The organism is Ornithinimicrobium faecis (assembly GCF_023923225.1).
In the GTDB taxonomy this organism is placed as follows: domain Bacteria; phylum Actinomycetota; class Actinomycetes; order Actinomycetales; family Dermatophilaceae; genus Ornithinicoccus; species Ornithinicoccus faecis.
Window position 1 is genome coordinate 409,439 of sequence record NZ_CP099489.1, and the last position, 15,055, is coordinate 424,493.

General features: G+C 65.4%; 9 protein-coding genes and 3 tRNA genes. 7 read left to right on the forward strand and 5 right to left on the reverse strand.

Translation table 11 applies throughout. From position 1 onward, the window contains the following. Window positions 1-110: 110 nt before the first annotated feature. On the reverse strand, window positions 111-1,316 hold the full coding sequence (locus NF556_RS01870) for a MalY/PatB family protein (RefSeq protein WP_252593815.1): 1,206 nt from the start codon (window positions 1,314-1,316) through the stop codon (window positions 111-113). A gap of 77 nt (window positions 1,317-1,393) precedes the next feature. Between NF556_RS01870 and NF556_RS01875 the strand changes: the two genes are divergently transcribed. Next, window positions 1,394-2,017, forward strand: a complete 624-nt coding sequence (locus NF556_RS01875; RefSeq protein ID WP_252593816.1) for a hypothetical protein — start codon at window positions 1,394-1,396, stop codon at window positions 2,015-2,017. 57 nt (window positions 2,018-2,074) lie between these two features. Here NF556_RS01875 and NF556_RS01880 read toward each other — a convergent pair. Beyond that, window positions 2,075-2,157 (reverse strand) — tRNA-Ser (locus NF556_RS01880). A gap of 857 nt (window positions 2,158-3,014) precedes the next feature. Between NF556_RS01880 and NF556_RS01885 the strand changes: the two genes are divergently transcribed. After that, window positions 3,015-3,218, forward strand: a complete 204-nt coding sequence (locus tag NF556_RS01885) for a cold-shock protein (RefSeq protein ID WP_252593817.1) — start codon at window positions 3,015-3,017, stop codon at window positions 3,216-3,218. A 273-nt stretch (window positions 3,219-3,491) separates the two neighbouring features. Here the strand turns inward: NF556_RS01885 and NF556_RS01890 are convergent, their stop codons facing one another. Next, window positions 3,492-5,147: an LCP family glycopolymer transferase gene (locus tag NF556_RS01890; protein WP_252593818.1), complete on the reverse strand. Its 1,656-nt coding sequence runs from the start codon at window positions 5,145-5,147 to the stop codon at window positions 3,492-3,494. Window positions 5,148-5,289: 142 nt separating this feature from the next. Between NF556_RS01890 and NF556_RS01895 the strand changes: the two genes are divergently transcribed. Next, a tRNA-Ser gene (locus NF556_RS01895) sits at window positions 5,290-5,380 on the forward strand. Window positions 5,381-5,453: 73 nt separating this feature from the next. Here NF556_RS01895 and NF556_RS01900 read toward each other — a convergent pair. Both NF556_RS01900 and NF556_RS01905 read right to left on the reverse strand, forming a co-directional pair. Continuing rightward, on the reverse strand, window positions 5,454-5,681 hold the full coding sequence (locus NF556_RS01900; protein WP_252593819.1) for a hypothetical protein: 228 nt from the start codon (window positions 5,679-5,681) through the stop codon (window positions 5,454-5,456). Between the two features lie 110 nt (window positions 5,682-5,791). Next, the gene (locus tag NF556_RS01905) at window positions 5,792-7,612 is read right to left on the reverse strand and encodes a phosphoenolpyruvate carboxykinase (GTP) (RefSeq protein ID WP_252593820.1); all 1,821 of its coding nucleotides are present in this window, start codon (window positions 7,610-7,612) and stop codon (window positions 5,792-5,794) included. A 183-nt stretch (window positions 7,613-7,795) separates the two neighbouring features. On the opposite strand from NF556_RS01905, the gene NF556_RS01910 reads away from it, so the two are divergent. From NF556_RS01910 to NF556_RS01925, 4 genes are all read left to right on the forward strand, one after another. Next, a tRNA-Arg gene (locus NF556_RS01910) sits at window positions 7,796-7,868 on the forward strand. 153 nt (window positions 7,869-8,021) lie between these two features. Next, window positions 8,022-9,020: a sulfite exporter TauE/SafE family protein gene (locus tag NF556_RS01915; RefSeq protein ID WP_252593821.1), complete on the forward strand. Its 999-nt coding sequence runs from the start codon at window positions 8,022-8,024 to the stop codon at window positions 9,018-9,020. Window positions 9,021-9,137: 117 nt separating this feature from the next. Continuing rightward, entirely contained in the window at window positions 9,138-14,297 is a 5,160-nt protein-coding gene (locus NF556_RS01920) for a PKD domain-containing protein (RefSeq protein WP_252593822.1), read from the forward strand. Next, window positions 14,294-15,037, forward strand: a complete 744-nt coding sequence (locus NF556_RS01925) for a hypothetical protein (RefSeq protein ID WP_252593823.1) — start codon at window positions 14,294-14,296, stop codon at window positions 15,035-15,037. The genes NF556_RS01920 and NF556_RS01925 overlap by 4 nt, the downstream gene beginning before the upstream one ends. Window positions 15,038-15,055 lie beyond the last annotated feature (18 nt).

Genomic DNA, 15,055 nt, shown 5'->3' on the forward strand with positions numbered 1-15,055 from the left:
CCATCTGAAGCCGTCGGTGGCCCGGTGGCCAGGGCGTGCGAGACCTGTACGAAATGGCGGGGGAGGCGTGCGAGACCTGTATGAAAAGGCGGGGGAGGCGTGCGAGACCTCTACGAAAAGGCGGGGGGTGTCGCACGGCCCATGCGCTCGAGGGCCTCGGTGAGGATCGCCTGCGAGGTCGCCATGTTGAGGCGCACGTGCCCGGAGCCGCCCGTGCCGAACGCGGTGCCGGCGCTCAGCCCAACCTTGGCCTCCTGGGCGAAGAAGTTGGCCGGGCCGACGCTGAGCGTTACCAGCCCGGGCTCGGCCGGTGGGTCAGCGATCCCCAGGCTGCGGCAGTCCAGCCACGCCAGATAGGTCGCCTCGGGCACCCGATAGCCCACGCCCGGCAGGTGCTGGGCCACCAGGTTGGCCATCAGGTGCCGGTTGGCGTCGAGCCCGTCCAGCAGCGCGTCGAGCCACATCCCGCCGTCGCGATAGGCCGCCACGTGCGCCGTCACTGCCACGTGACTCGCGCCGTGCCCGACCTCCTCCGGCAGCCGCGCGAGGTCGGCGGCAGCCTCGGGCCCAGCCAGGGCGAGGGCACTCTTCAGACCGGCCAGGTTCCAGCCCTTGGACGCCGACATCAGCGACATCCCGCGCTCCCCGCCGGGCACGCTGAGGAAGGGCACGAACGTCTTGCCGGGATAGACCAGCGGCGCGTGGATCTCGTCGGCCACCACGCGCACGCCGTGCCGCGCAGCGAGCTCGGCGACGGCCTCGAGCTCGGCGGCAGTGTGCAGGGTGCCGGTCGGGTTGTGCGGACTGCAGAGCAGGTATGCCGCCCGCTTGCCTCCCGCAGTCGCCTCACCGAAGGCGCGGTCCAGGTCCTCGAGGTCGAGGCGGTGCTCCGCTGTCAGCGCCGACTCCACGATGGTGCGGTCCATGCTGCGCACGAAGGAGTAGAACGGCGGATACACCGGGCAGTTGACGACCACGTTGTCGCCGGGCTCGGTGACCAGGCGCAGCATCTCGGTGACGCCGATCATCACGTCCGGCACGATCGCGGTGTGCTCGATGTCAGGTGACCACCCCCACCGGTCCACGGCAAAGGAGGCCAGCGCCTCGGCATACCCCTGGCCGCTCGCCACATAGCCGGTGTCACCGCGCTGCATGGCCTCGACCACGGACCGGACCACTGGCTCGGCCAGGACCGAGTCCTGCTCGGCCACCCACAGGGGGAGCACATCGGGCGGGAAGGCGTGCCACTTCACGCTGGTGCGCTGCTCGCGCAGGGCCGACTCGGTGAGCTGTTCCAGGGGGTTTGCCACGGTCATGGTGCCAGGCTAGCGACGTGCGCTCCGCCCGGTAACCTTGCGTGCGTTCCAGCGGACGTGGCAAGAGCGAGGGTGGCATGGCGGTCGGGCAGACCACAGAACACGGCACGGTGCTCTTCGAGGCGCGCGGGCGGATGGATCGCGCCGGCAAGTGGTCGATCCTGGCCGTCGTGGTGGGGTGTCTGCTGGTCATCCCCTTTGCGTTTGCCCGCAACCCGGACGCCGATCTGACCGAGAACCTGCTGATCATTGGCGCGACCTATGTGATCGTCCTGGTCACCGTCATCCTGACGATCGTGCACCTGAACTCGCGCATCAGGGTGACCGAGACGCACGTGATCAAGTCGCGGCTGTTGCGTAGGGCTCTGGCAGTCCCGCGGGCCGACATTGCTGAGGCTGTCGTGACGCGGTCCTACGCCGTCCCCCGGCTCGGCGGGCCACGCGCCATCCTGCTCGACCGCAACGGCGAGACGTTGCTGCACTCGCACCCGGTGCGCGAGCTCGCCGAGGTCGAGGCGCTCGCACAGGTCGCACCGCACGTGACCCATGTCCGCGTGCTCAGGCCGGAGGAGGCGCGCGAGCGGTGGCCGCGGATGCTGCCCTGGTCACACGCCAACCCCAAGGCCGGCGTCATCCTCGGCTTCGGGATCGTCCTGGGCGTGGTCGTGATCGGCGTGCTGGCCGCGGTGCTGTTCGGCTGACCAGGGACCTGACCTGCGCAGGGCCCCTGACCTGCGCCGATGCGCTCTCGCACTGAGCGGAGGGTGTGGGATTTGAACCCACGGACGTTTCCGTCGGGCGCTTTCAAGGCGCCTGCACTCGGCCGCTATGCGAACCCTCCATGAGCCCCGCCGAGGGCGGACTCGGCGTCCATCTTCCCACGAACCAGGAGGGCTGGTGTGTCACGGCTCGGTATGCCGCACCGCTTGCCTCAGCTGGCGTCGCGTTCTTGATCGAGCCGCTCGAGCAACCACGCGCGTGCCATGGTCGAGGCCGGTAGGTGTCGCTCGCGAGCGATCCCCTGCAGCTCAGCGAGTTGTTCTTCGGTCAACCGCAGGTTGAACATCCGACTGGCACGATGTGGCCGTCTGACGATGGTCCCCTGTGGGTAGGGGCCGGATGCGTCGGCTTCTAGTTCAAGTGCCCGGGCGTCTTCCCGAGCAGCACGAGCTGTCTGCTCGTCAAGCTTCTTCGTCATGATCGACCATAGGCAGCATCTTCATCTGCCCACAAGATTTCCACGGCCCCAGTGTAAGGCATTGTCTTACGGGATGTCAGGGCTCTCGGCTCGACGAAGATGACTGACTCGCTCGGTGCGGGGCGCATGATCGTCCCCGCGCCAAGAAGTTCGCGACTCCAGGACTGGTGAAGGCCGAGCAGGAACCACCAAAACCGTGGGAGCACAACGGGTGACCCCTGGGTTGCCGGATGGTCAGGAACGCGTCGGGGGCGGGTCAATATGGCGACGACCTGCGTTTATTCCCTCGAGAGGCTGTGGACAGGAAGGGGACTTTCGCGCCGGATGCTGCTACCGTTTGTTGTGTTGCAGTTGCAGTTCCTCGCAGTAGAGCATGTAGTCACACCCTTGGGTACGACGATGGTCAGCAGGTCGGGCATGGTCCCGGTGGTGGGGGGTTTCATCTGAGCCGGCTCCCGCGAGGTGTGGGGGTTGATCGCACAGCAGAAAGAGAATGTCCCATGGCACAGGGAACCGTGAAGTGGTTCAACGCGGAAAAGGGCTTCGGCTTCATCGCGCAGGATGGCGGTGGCCCGGACGTGTTCGTCCACTACTCGGCCATCGAGTCCAATGGCTACAAGTCCCTCGACGAGGCCCAGCGGGTCGAGTTCGAGGTCACCCAGGGCCCCAAGGGTCCGCAGGCGGAGTCCGTCCACGCGGTCTGAAACTTGATCGGGCACTGACACTCAGCGCCCAAGCCTGAAGCGAAGCCCCCGAGTCCCTGTTGGACTCGGGGGCTTCGTCGTGCCCAGGGCACAGTGGTCGTGGCCGGAGGCGGCAGGGGCAGGCGCTTACGGTCCTGTGGAAGTTGTCGCATGCCGTGCCGCCCGCAGGACCAATTTCGCCTGGCGGTGGTTAGCGCCGCCGAGGGCGCGCCCGACTCAGCACCAGCCGCCGGGCGCGCTGACTCAGCAGACGGTGCCGAGGGCGCGCCGGCCTCAGCAGACGGTGCCGAGGTCGGCCAGCTCGTCGGTGTCCGGCGTCGCGGGTGCGTCGTCGGTGGTGGGCGCCTCGGTGGTGGGCTCCTCCGTCGTCTCGTCGGCGGGGGACTCGGTCTGCTCGCTCGCGTCGGTGGTGGGCTCGGGCTCCGGCGGGTGCAGTGCCAGATAGACCTCGCGGCGCATGGCGGTGTAGTCGGGGTCGGCTGTGTCGGTGTTCTTGCCGGTGAACGGCAGGCTCTGCATCGTGCCGCCCTGCACACGCTCGACGAGTTCGGCCCAGGCGGGCAGCTCGGACTGAGCGATGTCGACGGTGATGTTGTTGCCGGCCGCGGAGGCGATCGCCGGATAACGCTGCAGCAGCGTCACCGGGTTGACCTGGTCCACCAGGGCCCCGACCATGCAGCGCTGCCGGCGCATGCGGGAGAAGTCGTCGGTGGTGACGCGAGAGCGCGAATACCACAGGGCCTCGTGGCCGTTGAGGTGTTGCTGGCCGGTCTCGATCCAGCTGCTCTCGGTGCCCTCGATGAGGTGGGAGTTGCCAGCATCGTCGGTCCAGGTCTTGCCGCCGACCGGCACGGACTCCTGGACGTTGATGTCGACGCCGCCCATCGCGTCCACCAGGGCCTCAAAGCCCTTCAGGTCGATGATCACGGTGTAGTGGATCGGCTGGCCGATGATCGTGGAGATCACCTGGCGGGTCGCGGTCTGGCCGGGGTTGGGATCGCCGGCGAACCAGCCGGGATTCTCCTCGTGCAGGTCGACGGCGGCCGTCCAGACACCGTTCATCAGGCACTCAGCGCCGCAGTCATACGCATCGCCGTATTGCTTGTAGAGCGGAGAACTGGTGGGGATCGGCACGTTCTGCAGGTTGCGCGGGATCCCGAAGAGCACCATGTCGCCGGTCGCGGTGTCGATCGAGGCGACGATCATCGAGTCGGTGCGCACGCCGTCGCGGTTGTCCCCGGCATCCGAGCCGAGCAGCAGCACGTTGACGCGCGGCACATCGGCCCACGGGTCCTTGTGCTCCAGGTCGGGACCGACCGAGGGGGCGTCGTCATTCTCGGGCCGATCGTTGGCGCCGGTGAAGATGTGCTCGACGGCGTCATTATGGGCGTTGATATAGCGCAGCCCGACCGCCGCCGGGGCGACCACCAGCAGGCACATCACGCCGGTAAAGGCGGTGAGCCCGGCCCGCTGCCCCCCGGTCATCCGGCGAGGTCGCGCGGTGAGGGCGGTCAGCACGATGGAGCCGATCCAGATCAGCCCACCGATGACCAGCACGGCCGCCAGGGTGCGCAGCACATCGGGGCGGGCGGCCAGGTCGAGGGCAGAGCGGAAGGCGCCGTTCTTGATCAGATAGATCAGGACCCCGAGGCCCGAGCCCACGGCCAGCGCCAGCAGCGGGATGCCGATGAGGCGCCGCCGGGTCATGATCAGCCCCGCCCCCGGCAGGAGCGTCCCCAGAGCGGTCAGGCCATAGGCGCGGCCGACCCGGTCGTCGGTCTGGGCGGCGAAGCGGTCGGCGCGGGTGCGGTGCTGGACCCCGTTGCCGTCCCCGGGCAGGCTCCGACGGCGCTCCTGCGGACCCTGGGGGTCACCAGGTCCGGGCCTGCGCTGGGCAGCCCCGCCGTCGGGGCTGTTGTCATCGGTCATGAATACCTTCCACGGGATGTGGTCATTCTGTCGCAGACGTCCCGGCAGGCCCGGGATGTTGCACGCGCGCCGGTGGTTTGGTGAAGCGCTCCCCCCACAGGTAGCCTGATCGGCGTTCCGCGACAGGGTAACCGGTGGAACTGGAGGCGTCGCCTAGTCTGGTCTATGGCGCCCGCCTGCTAAGCGGGTTTGGGGCTACAACCCCATCGAGGGTTCAAATCCCTCCGCCTCCGCCGCAGCGTGTCCGCGCGACACGCAACAGCAGAGTCAGGCCCCCGGGACACGTCCTGGGGGCCTTCTCGTTGCTCAGACCGGGGTGCCGGCGCTGGGGTCGACGTCCTCGGGCTCAGGAGCCTCCTCCTCGGCGTCGGTCTCTTCCTTCGCCTCCTGGGCAGCCTCCTCCTCGCCGTGCAGGACCCGGTCCTCCATCGCGTCAATCCGGTCGGCGAGGTTGCTGCCAGGCGGGGCCGGCTCGACAGCGGACAGCGGAGCGCCGTCGGAGCCGCCAGTCGGCTCGGGTGTCTCAGTGGTCATGGGGTTCTCCTTGACATAGATCCCGACCATCGTGCCACCGCTTCCTGTGCCTCGCCTGCGAGTTGGGTGGATGCCGTATGCCGAGGGTCGGGCCAGCGGAAGCGCTGGGGTCAGGCGAGGCGCTGGGTCAGCGTCTGCAGCTCGTCCTCCAACTGCTGGGGGAGGGCATCGCCGAACTTGTCGAACCACTCGCGGATCAGCGGCAGCTCGTCGCGCCACTCCTGCTCGTCGACGGCCAGGGCCGCGGCCAGCTGCTCGTCGGTGAGATCGAGGCCCTCGACGTCGAGGTCTCCAGCACGCGGGGTGAGGCCGATGGGGGTCTCGTCGGCGCCGACGGTGCCCTCGAGGCGGTCCACGACCCACTTCAGGACGCGGGTGTTCTCACCGAAGCCGGGCCACGCAAAGCCGCCGTCGGCGTCGCGGCGGAACCAGTTGACCAGATAGATCTTGGGCATCTTGGACTCGTCGTGCTGCTTGCCCATGTCGAGCCAGTGGCCGAGATAGTCGCCGGCGTTGTAGCCGATGAACGGCAGCATTGCCATCGGGTCACGACGCACCACGCCGACGGCTCCGGTGGCCGCTGCGGTGGTCTCCGAGGACAGCGTGGCGCCAAAGAAGGTGCCGTGCTGCCAGTCGCGGGCCTCGGTGACCAGCGGGACGGTCGTCTTGCGGCGGCCGCCGAACAGGATGGCCGAGATCGGGACGCCGTTGGGCTCGTAATACTCCTGCGCCAGGGTCGGCAGCTGCTCGATGGGCGTGCAGAAGCGGCTGTTGGGGTGCGACGACGGCGTGCCCGCCTCGCCGTCGGCCGGCGTCCAGTCCTTGCCCTTCCAGGAGGTGAGGTGCTCGGGCTTGTCGTCGGTCATGCCCTCCCACCAGATGTCGCCGTCGTCGGTGCGGGCGACATTGGTGAAGATCGAGTTGCCGCGCTCGATGGTGTGCATGGCGTTGGGGTTGGTCCCATAACCCGTCCCCGGTGCCACGCCGAACAGACCGAACTCTGGATTCACGGCATACAGCTGTCCGTCGTCCCCGAACCTCATCCAGGCGATGTCGTCGCCGACGGTCTCGGCCTTCCAGCCTGGCAGGGTCGTCTCGAGCATCGCCAGGTTGGTCTTGCCGCAGGCCGAGGGGAAGGCGGCGGCGATGTAGTGGACGACGCCCTCGGGGTTGGTGAGCTTGAGGATGAGCATGTGCTCGGCCATCCAGCCCTCGTCGTGGGCCATGGCCGAGGCGATGCGCAGGGCATAACACTTCTTGCCGAGCAGGGCGTTGCCGCCATAGCCGGAGCCGTAGGACCAGATGGCCCGCTCCTCGGGGAAGTGGACGATGTATTTGGTGTCGTTGCAGGGCCAGGGCACGTCAGCCTGGCCGTCGGCCAGGGGTGCGCCAACGGAGTGCAGGCCCTTGACGTAGTCGGCCTGGAGCTCCTCCATCTTCGCCAGCACGGGCGTGCCGATGCGGGCCATGATGCGCATCGAGGCGACGACGTAGGCGCTGTCGGTGATCTCCACGCCGAACATCGGCTGGTCGGCCTCGAGGTGGCCCATCACGAACGGGATGACATACATCGTGCGGCCGGTCATGCAGCCGTCGAAGAGCGGCTCGAGAGTCGCCTTCATCTGCGCCGGGTCCATCCAGTTGTTGGTGTGACCGGCGTCCTTCTCCTCAACGGAGCAGATGTAGGTGCGGTCCTCGACGCGGGCGACATCGTCGGGGTCGGAGGCGCAGTAGAAGGAGTTGGGCTTCTTGTCCTCGGCGAGCTGGACGAACGTCCCGCCCTCGACGAGCAGCGCGTTGATCTCCGCGCTCTCCTCGTCCGTGCCGGTCACCCAGACGACACGGTCCGGGCGGGTGCGGGCAGCCACCTCCTCGACCCAGCCCGCGAGCTCGGTGTGGTGGGTGGTCCCCTGAGTGCTGATCGTCGACATCTGTCCGCTCCGGTCCTGGCCAGCCACGTTGCCAGCCCTCGAGGGCCAACCTAACGTTGCACCATGGGCGCGGTCACGCGTTCCACGTGGTGAGTTGGGTCACCCGGGAGTCGCCTGATTTCGTGCGCACGCGTGACCTCCGGTATCGTGATCCCTCGCGGCCGACGTTGAGTCGGCTGTTGTGCGCCCGTAGCTCAACGGATAGAGCATCTGACTACGGATCAGAAGGTTGCAGGTTCGAATCCTGCCGGGCGCGCTCTGTGTTGAGACAGAACGCGAACGCCTCCGGGATGCCGGGGGCGTTTCGTGATTCTCGAGAGATTTCCTCGACTTTACTCTTCCCTTACCCTCCCGTGAACTGGCACACTGCATCGGTGACGTGTCCTGAGGGAGAGCCGGTGGGGTGCCCGTGGACTGGCTGACCCAGGATGCGATGGCGTTGCTGGCCGTCAGCTTTGCCGTGGGCATCGTGGTGGGGCTGACCGGGATGGGCGGCGGCGCCCTCATGACGCCGGCCCTCATCCTGCTGGGGATCCCGCCCACCGCAGCCGTCGCAAACGACCTCGTCGCGGCGGCGGTGAACAAGTCGGTGGGGGCTGCCGTGCACTGGAAACACGGCTCGCCGAACGTCAAACTCGCCGGCCTGCTGATCGTCGGGTCGGTGCCGTTCGCGTTTGCCGGGGCCTTCATCATCGATCGGGTCGGCGCTGGCGAGACCCAGCAGCAGTTCGTGAAGCTGGCGATCGGCATCGCTCTGCTGCTCACCGCGGTGACTTTCATCTCGCGGGTCTATTTCGAGTTGCGCGGATCAAGGCCTCCGGGCACCGACCCCAACCCCAAGCTGCGCCCGATTGCGACCGTGCTCGTGGGAATGCTGGGTGGCCTGCTCGTTGGCATCACCAGCGTGGGCGCTGGATCGCTGATCATGGTGAGCTTGCTGCTCCTCTATCCAACTCTCACTGCGGTGCGCTTGGTGGGAACAGACCTGCTCCAGGCGATCCCGCTCGTCGTGGCGGCAGCCGTCAGCCACGTCATTGTCACGGGCGTCACCTGGTCGATCCTGATCCCACTGATCATCGGGGGCGTGCCGGGGACATTTCTGGGAGCCCAGCTCGCCAGTTGGGTGCCACCTGGCGTGATCCGCCGCGGGATCGCGATCGTTTTGAGCCTGACTGGTTTGGCGATGGTGGGGGTGCCACCAGTAACAGTCGGATTGATCGGTGCGGGTGCCGTGGTCCTCGGACCGGTGCTCTGGGGTGCTGTCAGGCGGATGCACGGTGAGCCGGCGTTCTATGGCGCGGTGCTCGGGAGGCACGAATGGCCGCTTCGCGCTGAGCCACCCCATGGGAAGACGCCTGTCAACGAGGCGGAGCAGGGCGGCGGAGCGAGCCACGACCCTGCACGCTGAGGTAAAGAGACAGTAAAAATAAAGTCAGTAAAGGGTCTAGCCAAATTGGTCCAAGGGGTGCATACTCGCCAATGTCGGCCTACTGGGGGCTGGCGTCCGCTCGAGGGAGAGCCCAGCATGACTGCTACGTTCCGCGCACTGTCCCGATTCTTGCTGGTGGCCTTAACCGCCATGGCTACGGCGATGGGGCTGGCGCTTCCAGCCTTGGCAGCGCCACCTCCAATCGTCGCTGCTGCGCCCGGCGCGGCATTACCCATGGCGGAGGTTCCGGGAATGTCTCACGAAGGAGTTGTGTCTGCGGTCCCTGCTGCCTGGACGCCCGCTGTCCTGAACGGCAAGGTCCTGTCGATCACGCAGGTCGGCAACACGATGGTCGTGGGAGGTTCATTCACGGACGTGTCGCAGTCTTGGGGAAGCCCAGGCCTTGGACGTCAGCGGATTATCGCGTTCGACGCTTCCAGTGGGGTCATTCGGTCGGCCTTCAACCCCAGCATCCCCAGCGGGCAGGTGAACGCCGTCATTCCTGGGCCCGTCGCTAACACGGTCTATGTGGGGGGCACGTTTGCGGGCATCAACGGCCAGAGCGGCCGGATCTTCCTGCTCAACACCAACGACGGTTCGATCGTGTCATCCTTCCAGGTGCCGGGCATCAATGGTCAGGTGAGGGACCTGGCGCTCTCCGGGGACCGACTCTACGCCGCTGGTTTGTTTAGTCAGGTCGGCGGTCAGGGCCGCGGCGGATTGGTGGCACTTAACGCGACCACGGGTGCTCGGCTGGACTTCCTTGATGTGGAACTCACCGAGAACCACAACTGGACACCGGGGTCGAGCGGCGCTCGGGCGGCAGTGGGTGCGTCTCAGATTGCCGTCGACCCAGCTGGCACGACCCTTGCTGCCGTGGGCAACTTCCGCAAGGCCGATGGGTTGACGCGTCGTCAGATGGTCCTGATCGATCTGACAGGGTCGACCGCTGAGGTTCGCTCCGACTGGAAGACGAATGGTTATGAAGATGCGTGCTATTCATGGGCCTTCGACACCTATATGCGCGACATTTCGGTCTCACCTGATGGTGGCTATTTCGTCGTGGCAACAACGGGTGGTGGTGTCAACAACTCACTCTGCGACTCGGTGGCTCGCTTTGATATCGCCGATTCGGGCGACGATGTTCAACCGTCGTGGGTTGACTGGAGCGGGGGCGACTCCGTCCTCAGCGTGACTGCCAGCGACACCGCCGTATACACGGGTGGGCATCAGCGCTGGGCCAACAACGAGAATGCTTCCGACTATGCACAGTTAGGTGCTGTCGCCCGCCCAGGTTTGCAGGGCTTCGACGCACAAAGCGGTGTTCCCCTGACGTGGAACCCCGCGCGGCACCCTCGCGGGATTGGAGCTGAGGCCGCCACCGTTACCGAGTCTGGCTTGTGGATTGGTAGCGACAACGAGTGGATCGGAAAGTTTGAGTACCGCAGGCCGCGCTTAGCTTTTTTTCCGCGTCAAGGAGGTTACAGCCTAGGGAGTGGGGATACGGGGACTCTGCCATCGAACGTTTACTACGTCGGTGCCCAGGCGACGACTCCGGAGGACGTGCTATTCCGAGTTAACGCGGCAGGGCCGGAGCTTCCCGCCCTCGATTCCGGACCTGACTGGGCCGCTGACGAGTCGGCAGACAGCCCGTGGCGCAATAGCGGCAGCAACGTCGCGCCCTACGGTCCCGTGCCGACCGTGACCGCCAATGTCCGAGCCACAACCCCCCTCGAGGTGTTCGGTGCCGAACGGTGGGATCCCGCGGACGGGGAGGAGATGACCTGGTCGATCCCGGTCGACGCCGGTGAGGAGATCACGGTCAGGCTCTACTTCGCCAACCGCTACGCGGGCACGGGTAATCCCGGCGACCGCGTGTTTGATGTGGTGCTCGATGGCGCGACGGTCCTGAACGACTACGACATCGCGGCAGACGTCGGGCACGACACCGGGACAGCGAAGGAATTCGACATCACCTCCGACGGAGCCGTCGACATCCAACTCCAGCACGTGGTTGAAAACCCTCTGATCAACGGCATCGAGATTGTTCGACAGTCTGATGCGCCCACCCCAGACCCCGAGGACCCAGATTTGCGTCGCGTCTGGTTCACCGGAAGCTCAATCACCCATGGCTCAAGTGCGGCACCCAGCAGTGACATTGACTGGGCCACAGTCCGTGGCGCGGAGATGATTGACGGTCAACTCTACTACGTGACTGCCGACCAGACTTTTTATCGTCGGACCTTCAACGGAACGACCTATGGCCCTGCCAGTGTAATTGATCCCTACACGGATCCAAAGTGGTCTGGTTACCCGACGGGGTCAGGATCCTCAACCTACGACGGCCGTCAGCCAAGTTTTTACGCTCAGATGTCCACTGTGCGTGGCCTGGCCTACCAAGATCACGTCATGTATTACACTCGCGCCGGATCCGACTCCCTCTTTGGGCGGGGCTTCTCGCCGGACAGCGGCGTCATGCGTGAGCGGACGTTGACGGTCCCCGGCTTTAATCAAGCGAACGTGGGCGAGATCTTCTTCGATCCCGCCGGGGAGAATTTGTACTTCAGCAACTCAGTCTCTGGCACTCTGTCACGCATAGGGTGGAATGACGGAGTTGCCCAAGGCAGCGCAACAGTCGTGAGCGGTCCGGCCGTTGATGGGATGGATTGGAGGACCTCTTCGCTCTTCCTGGCGGACGGGCCAGCGCCGCAGGTCCCCAATGAGGCGCCGGTCGCAGAGCTGAGCGTGGACTGCAGCGGGCTGGAGTGCTCCTTCGACAGTTCAGGCTCGACGGACAGCGACGGTTCGATTGCCTCCTACGCGTGGGACTTTGGTGACGGTGGCACATCGACCGAGGCCGCTCCGACCCACACCTTCAGCTCGGCTGGGACCTACGGCGTCTCCTTGACCGTGACAGACGATGACGGAGCCACTGGCACCGACTCGCAGGACGTCACGGTAGAGGTGGTGAATAGTCCGCCGGTGGCGGCAATCAACGTGTCGTGTGACGAGTTGGAGTGCAATTTTAATGGCCTTGGCTCGTCCGACAATGACGGAGAGATCACTGCCTACAGTTGGGGCTTTGGTGGCGGTGCAAGCAGTTCCGACGCCGAGGCGACGCACACCTTCCCGGCAGCAGGCACTTATCCGGTGTCCCTGACGGTGACGGACAATGCAGGAGCTACGGACACTGCGTCACAGGACGTGACCGTGGCGCTCGACAACGTTGCGCCAGAGGCTGCGATCGACGTGACCTGTGTCGAGCTGGCTTGTGATTTCGACGGCACTGAGTCGTCTGACTCGGATGGGTCCATCGCGTCCTATCTGTGGGACTTTGGGGATAGCGCAACCAGCACTGACGCTGAAACCTCGCACACCTTTGCTGCAAGCGGCACGTACTCGGTGTCCCTCACAGTGACTGACGACGGCGATCTGTCCGACACGGTGACCGAAGTCGTCGAGGTGACCGTGGGCAACCAGCCCCCGGTGGCCGCGATCGACGTGACGTGCACCCAATTGGCGTGCGACTTCGACGGTTCAAGCTCCACAGACCCAGACGGCACCATCGCGGCATACGCCTGGCAATTCGGGGATGGCGCTGCGAGCTCAGCCCCAGGACCAAGCCATGACTTTGCCGAGGCTGGCGAGTTCACCGTGACTCTCACTGTCACGGATGACGACGGAGCAACGGGCGAGGCCAGCACCCAGGTTGTGGTGTCTGATGAAGTCAGCACCGGTGAACCCGAACAGGTGGGCGTGTCCGCAACGCAGGCACACGCGACGTCGGTGTCTGCCCCCATCCCCGCAGAGGTCCAGGCTGGCGACACAATCCTGGCCTTTCTGACGGCGAGCAATGATGGAGGTGTCAGCGGACCCAATGGCGTGGGTGACTGGGAGCTGAAGGAAGAGTCCATTGACTCGCCAATGGCAACACGTCTGTTCACACGAGTGGCGGATGGCACGGAATCTGGTCAGACCGTGACCGTTTCGGGATCTTCTTTGACAAAGTGGGACCTGACGATCGTGGCATATAGGGGTGCAGCTGGGGAGCCTGTTGAGGTGCTGGCCGTCGACACGGTTCGCAATGTCTCTGCCCATATCTCGCCTATCGTCCAGGTCAATGGGCAAGACCGACTTGGGCTGACCTATTGGTCCGATCGCGGCGGGTCTACCACACAGTGGACTCCTCCAGTCGGCCCCACAGTCGTGTCGACGCAAGTTGGAACCGGTGGTGGACGGGTGAGTTCACTGATCGTGTCCGAACCTGCGGCACCAGGACCATACGGTGGATTGATCGCGCAGACCGATGCCCCCACCTCGCGGGCCATGTCAATGACGCTCATCCTTGCGCCCGGCGTAGCCGGGCCACCTAGCAACGAAGCCCCAGAAGCGGCGATTGATGTGTCGTGCACCATGCTGGAGTGCGACTTCGACGCCTCTGGGTCGTCGGACTCAGATGGCACGATCGCAACGTACGCCTGGGACTTTGGTGACGGGGAGACGAGTGGTGAGGCGACAACCAATCACGCGTTCACCGAGGCAGGCACCTTCACCGTTCAGTTGATCGTGACCGATGACGACGGCGCAACAGGTGAGATCACCACGGATGTCGTAGTCAGCGACGAGGTCACGACCGGGGAGCCGGAACTGGTTGGTGTCGCACCAACGCAGGCCCACGCGAACTCCGTGTCTGTGCAGCTTCCCACGGAGATTGAAGTTGGGGACACGATCTTTGCTTTCCTGACCGCAAGCAACAACAGCGCGGTGTCGGGCCCCAGCGGCGTGGGTCCGTGGGAGGTTGAGGACGAGACCATTGACGCTCCGATCTCAACCAGGCTGTACTCGCGCGTTGCCGATGGTGCGGAGGCAGGTCAAACGGTCACAGTGTCGAGTGACACCAGAACTAAGTGGGATCTGACCGTTGTCGTCTATCGCGGAACCGCTGGGGAGCCAGTCGAGGTCCTAGAGGTCGAGACTGAACGTGACGCGGCTGCACACACGTCACCCGTGGTTCAGGTCAGCGGCCCAGACCGTGTCGCCTTGACCTATTGGTCTGATCGTGCAGGCGCCACCGGAGATTGGATCGCCCCCGAAGGACCATCGGTTCTGTCGATGCAGGTCGGGACCGGTGGCGGGCGCGTCAGTTCCTTGCTGGTCGCGGAGTCGGCATCACCGGGCTGGTATGGCGGCCTGATCGCACAGGCGGATGGCCCAGCGGCCAGGGCCGTGTCCATGACCCTCATTCTTCGGCCATGAAGGTCAGCAGCGCTATGACAGCCCAAGCGCTGGCAAAGAAGGGCAGTGACGTGCGCAGGTACTGTCTGCCCTTCATCGCACTGGGGCTTCTTGTGGGTTTGACCGGATGTTCAAGCGCGAGTACTGACGATCCGCCCGCGGCTGTGGCAGCGTCTCAATCTCCGTCCACACCCCGCCCGACTGCCGAAGCTCTCGCGGTTGATCGCCCGGCAATGACAACAGATGCAGCATCTACAACGACGGGTGGCGAGGAATCTCGGAGCGAGGCCAGCGGTGAGGAGCCGTCGGTTCAGGAAGCAGTCACGTCCGAAGGAGACGTCAAACCAACTCGTGCTGAGTTGCCGGTGCCAGCCATTCCAAATGACGAGATCCGTGAGATCTACGGACCTGACAGTCCGGAGCCAGCCGAAGGTGTGGTGGGCACGCTGTGCAACCTGAACCGCCCCCACCTGGAGGAACTCAGCGCCCGTGTGCTCGTCGAGGGACAGTTGGATGACCAGATGCTACGCATCGCGGCACTGTCGCTGAGTGACGACCTGGGCGTGTGGGAAGGACTGGCCTGGCAGGTTCCGAGTGCCGAGGATGAGATCGAGATGGCACGCGAGATCTACGCGCACTGGGAGTATGCCGTCGGACTGGTCGATGCCGGCGATCAGCAGGGCGCTTTGGAGGAGTGGAACGCGGCGGTAGATCTTGTAGAAGATCTACCTGCGGGTGACGTTGCGGAAGTTGGGTGCTGACGTGGGGTCAACGACGGG

Excerpts from the sequence above, each read along its gene's own strand:
- NF556_RS01900 (WP_252593819.1), bottom strand. The coding sequence starts at position 5,681 with ATGACCACTGAGACACCCGAGCCGACTGGCGGCTCCGACGGCGCTCCG.
- NF556_RS01875 (WP_252593816.1), top strand. The coding sequence starts at position 1,394 with ATGGCGGTCGGGCAGACCACAGAACACGGCACGGTGCTCTTCGAGGCG.
- NF556_RS01870 (WP_252593815.1), bottom strand. The coding sequence starts at position 1,316 with ATGACCGTGGCAAACCCCCTGGAACAGCTCACCGAGTCGGCCCTGCGC.
- NF556_RS01920 (WP_252593822.1), top strand. The coding sequence starts at position 9,138 with ATGACTGCTACGTTCCGCGCACTGTCCCGATTCTTGCTGGTGGCCTTA.
- NF556_RS01885 (WP_252593817.1), top strand. The coding sequence starts at position 3,015 with ATGGCACAGGGAACCGTGAAGTGGTTCAACGCGGAAAAGGGCTTCGGC.
- NF556_RS01905 (WP_252593820.1), bottom strand. The coding sequence starts at position 7,612 with ATGTCGACGATCAGCACTCAGGGGACCACCCACCACACCGAGCTCGCG.
- NF556_RS01925 (WP_252593823.1), top strand. The coding sequence starts at position 14,294 with ATGAAGGTCAGCAGCGCTATGACAGCCCAAGCGCTGGCAAAGAAGGGC.
- NF556_RS01890 (WP_252593818.1), bottom strand. The coding sequence starts at position 5,147 with ATGACCGATGACAACAGCCCCGACGGCGGGGCTGCCCAGCGCAGGCCC.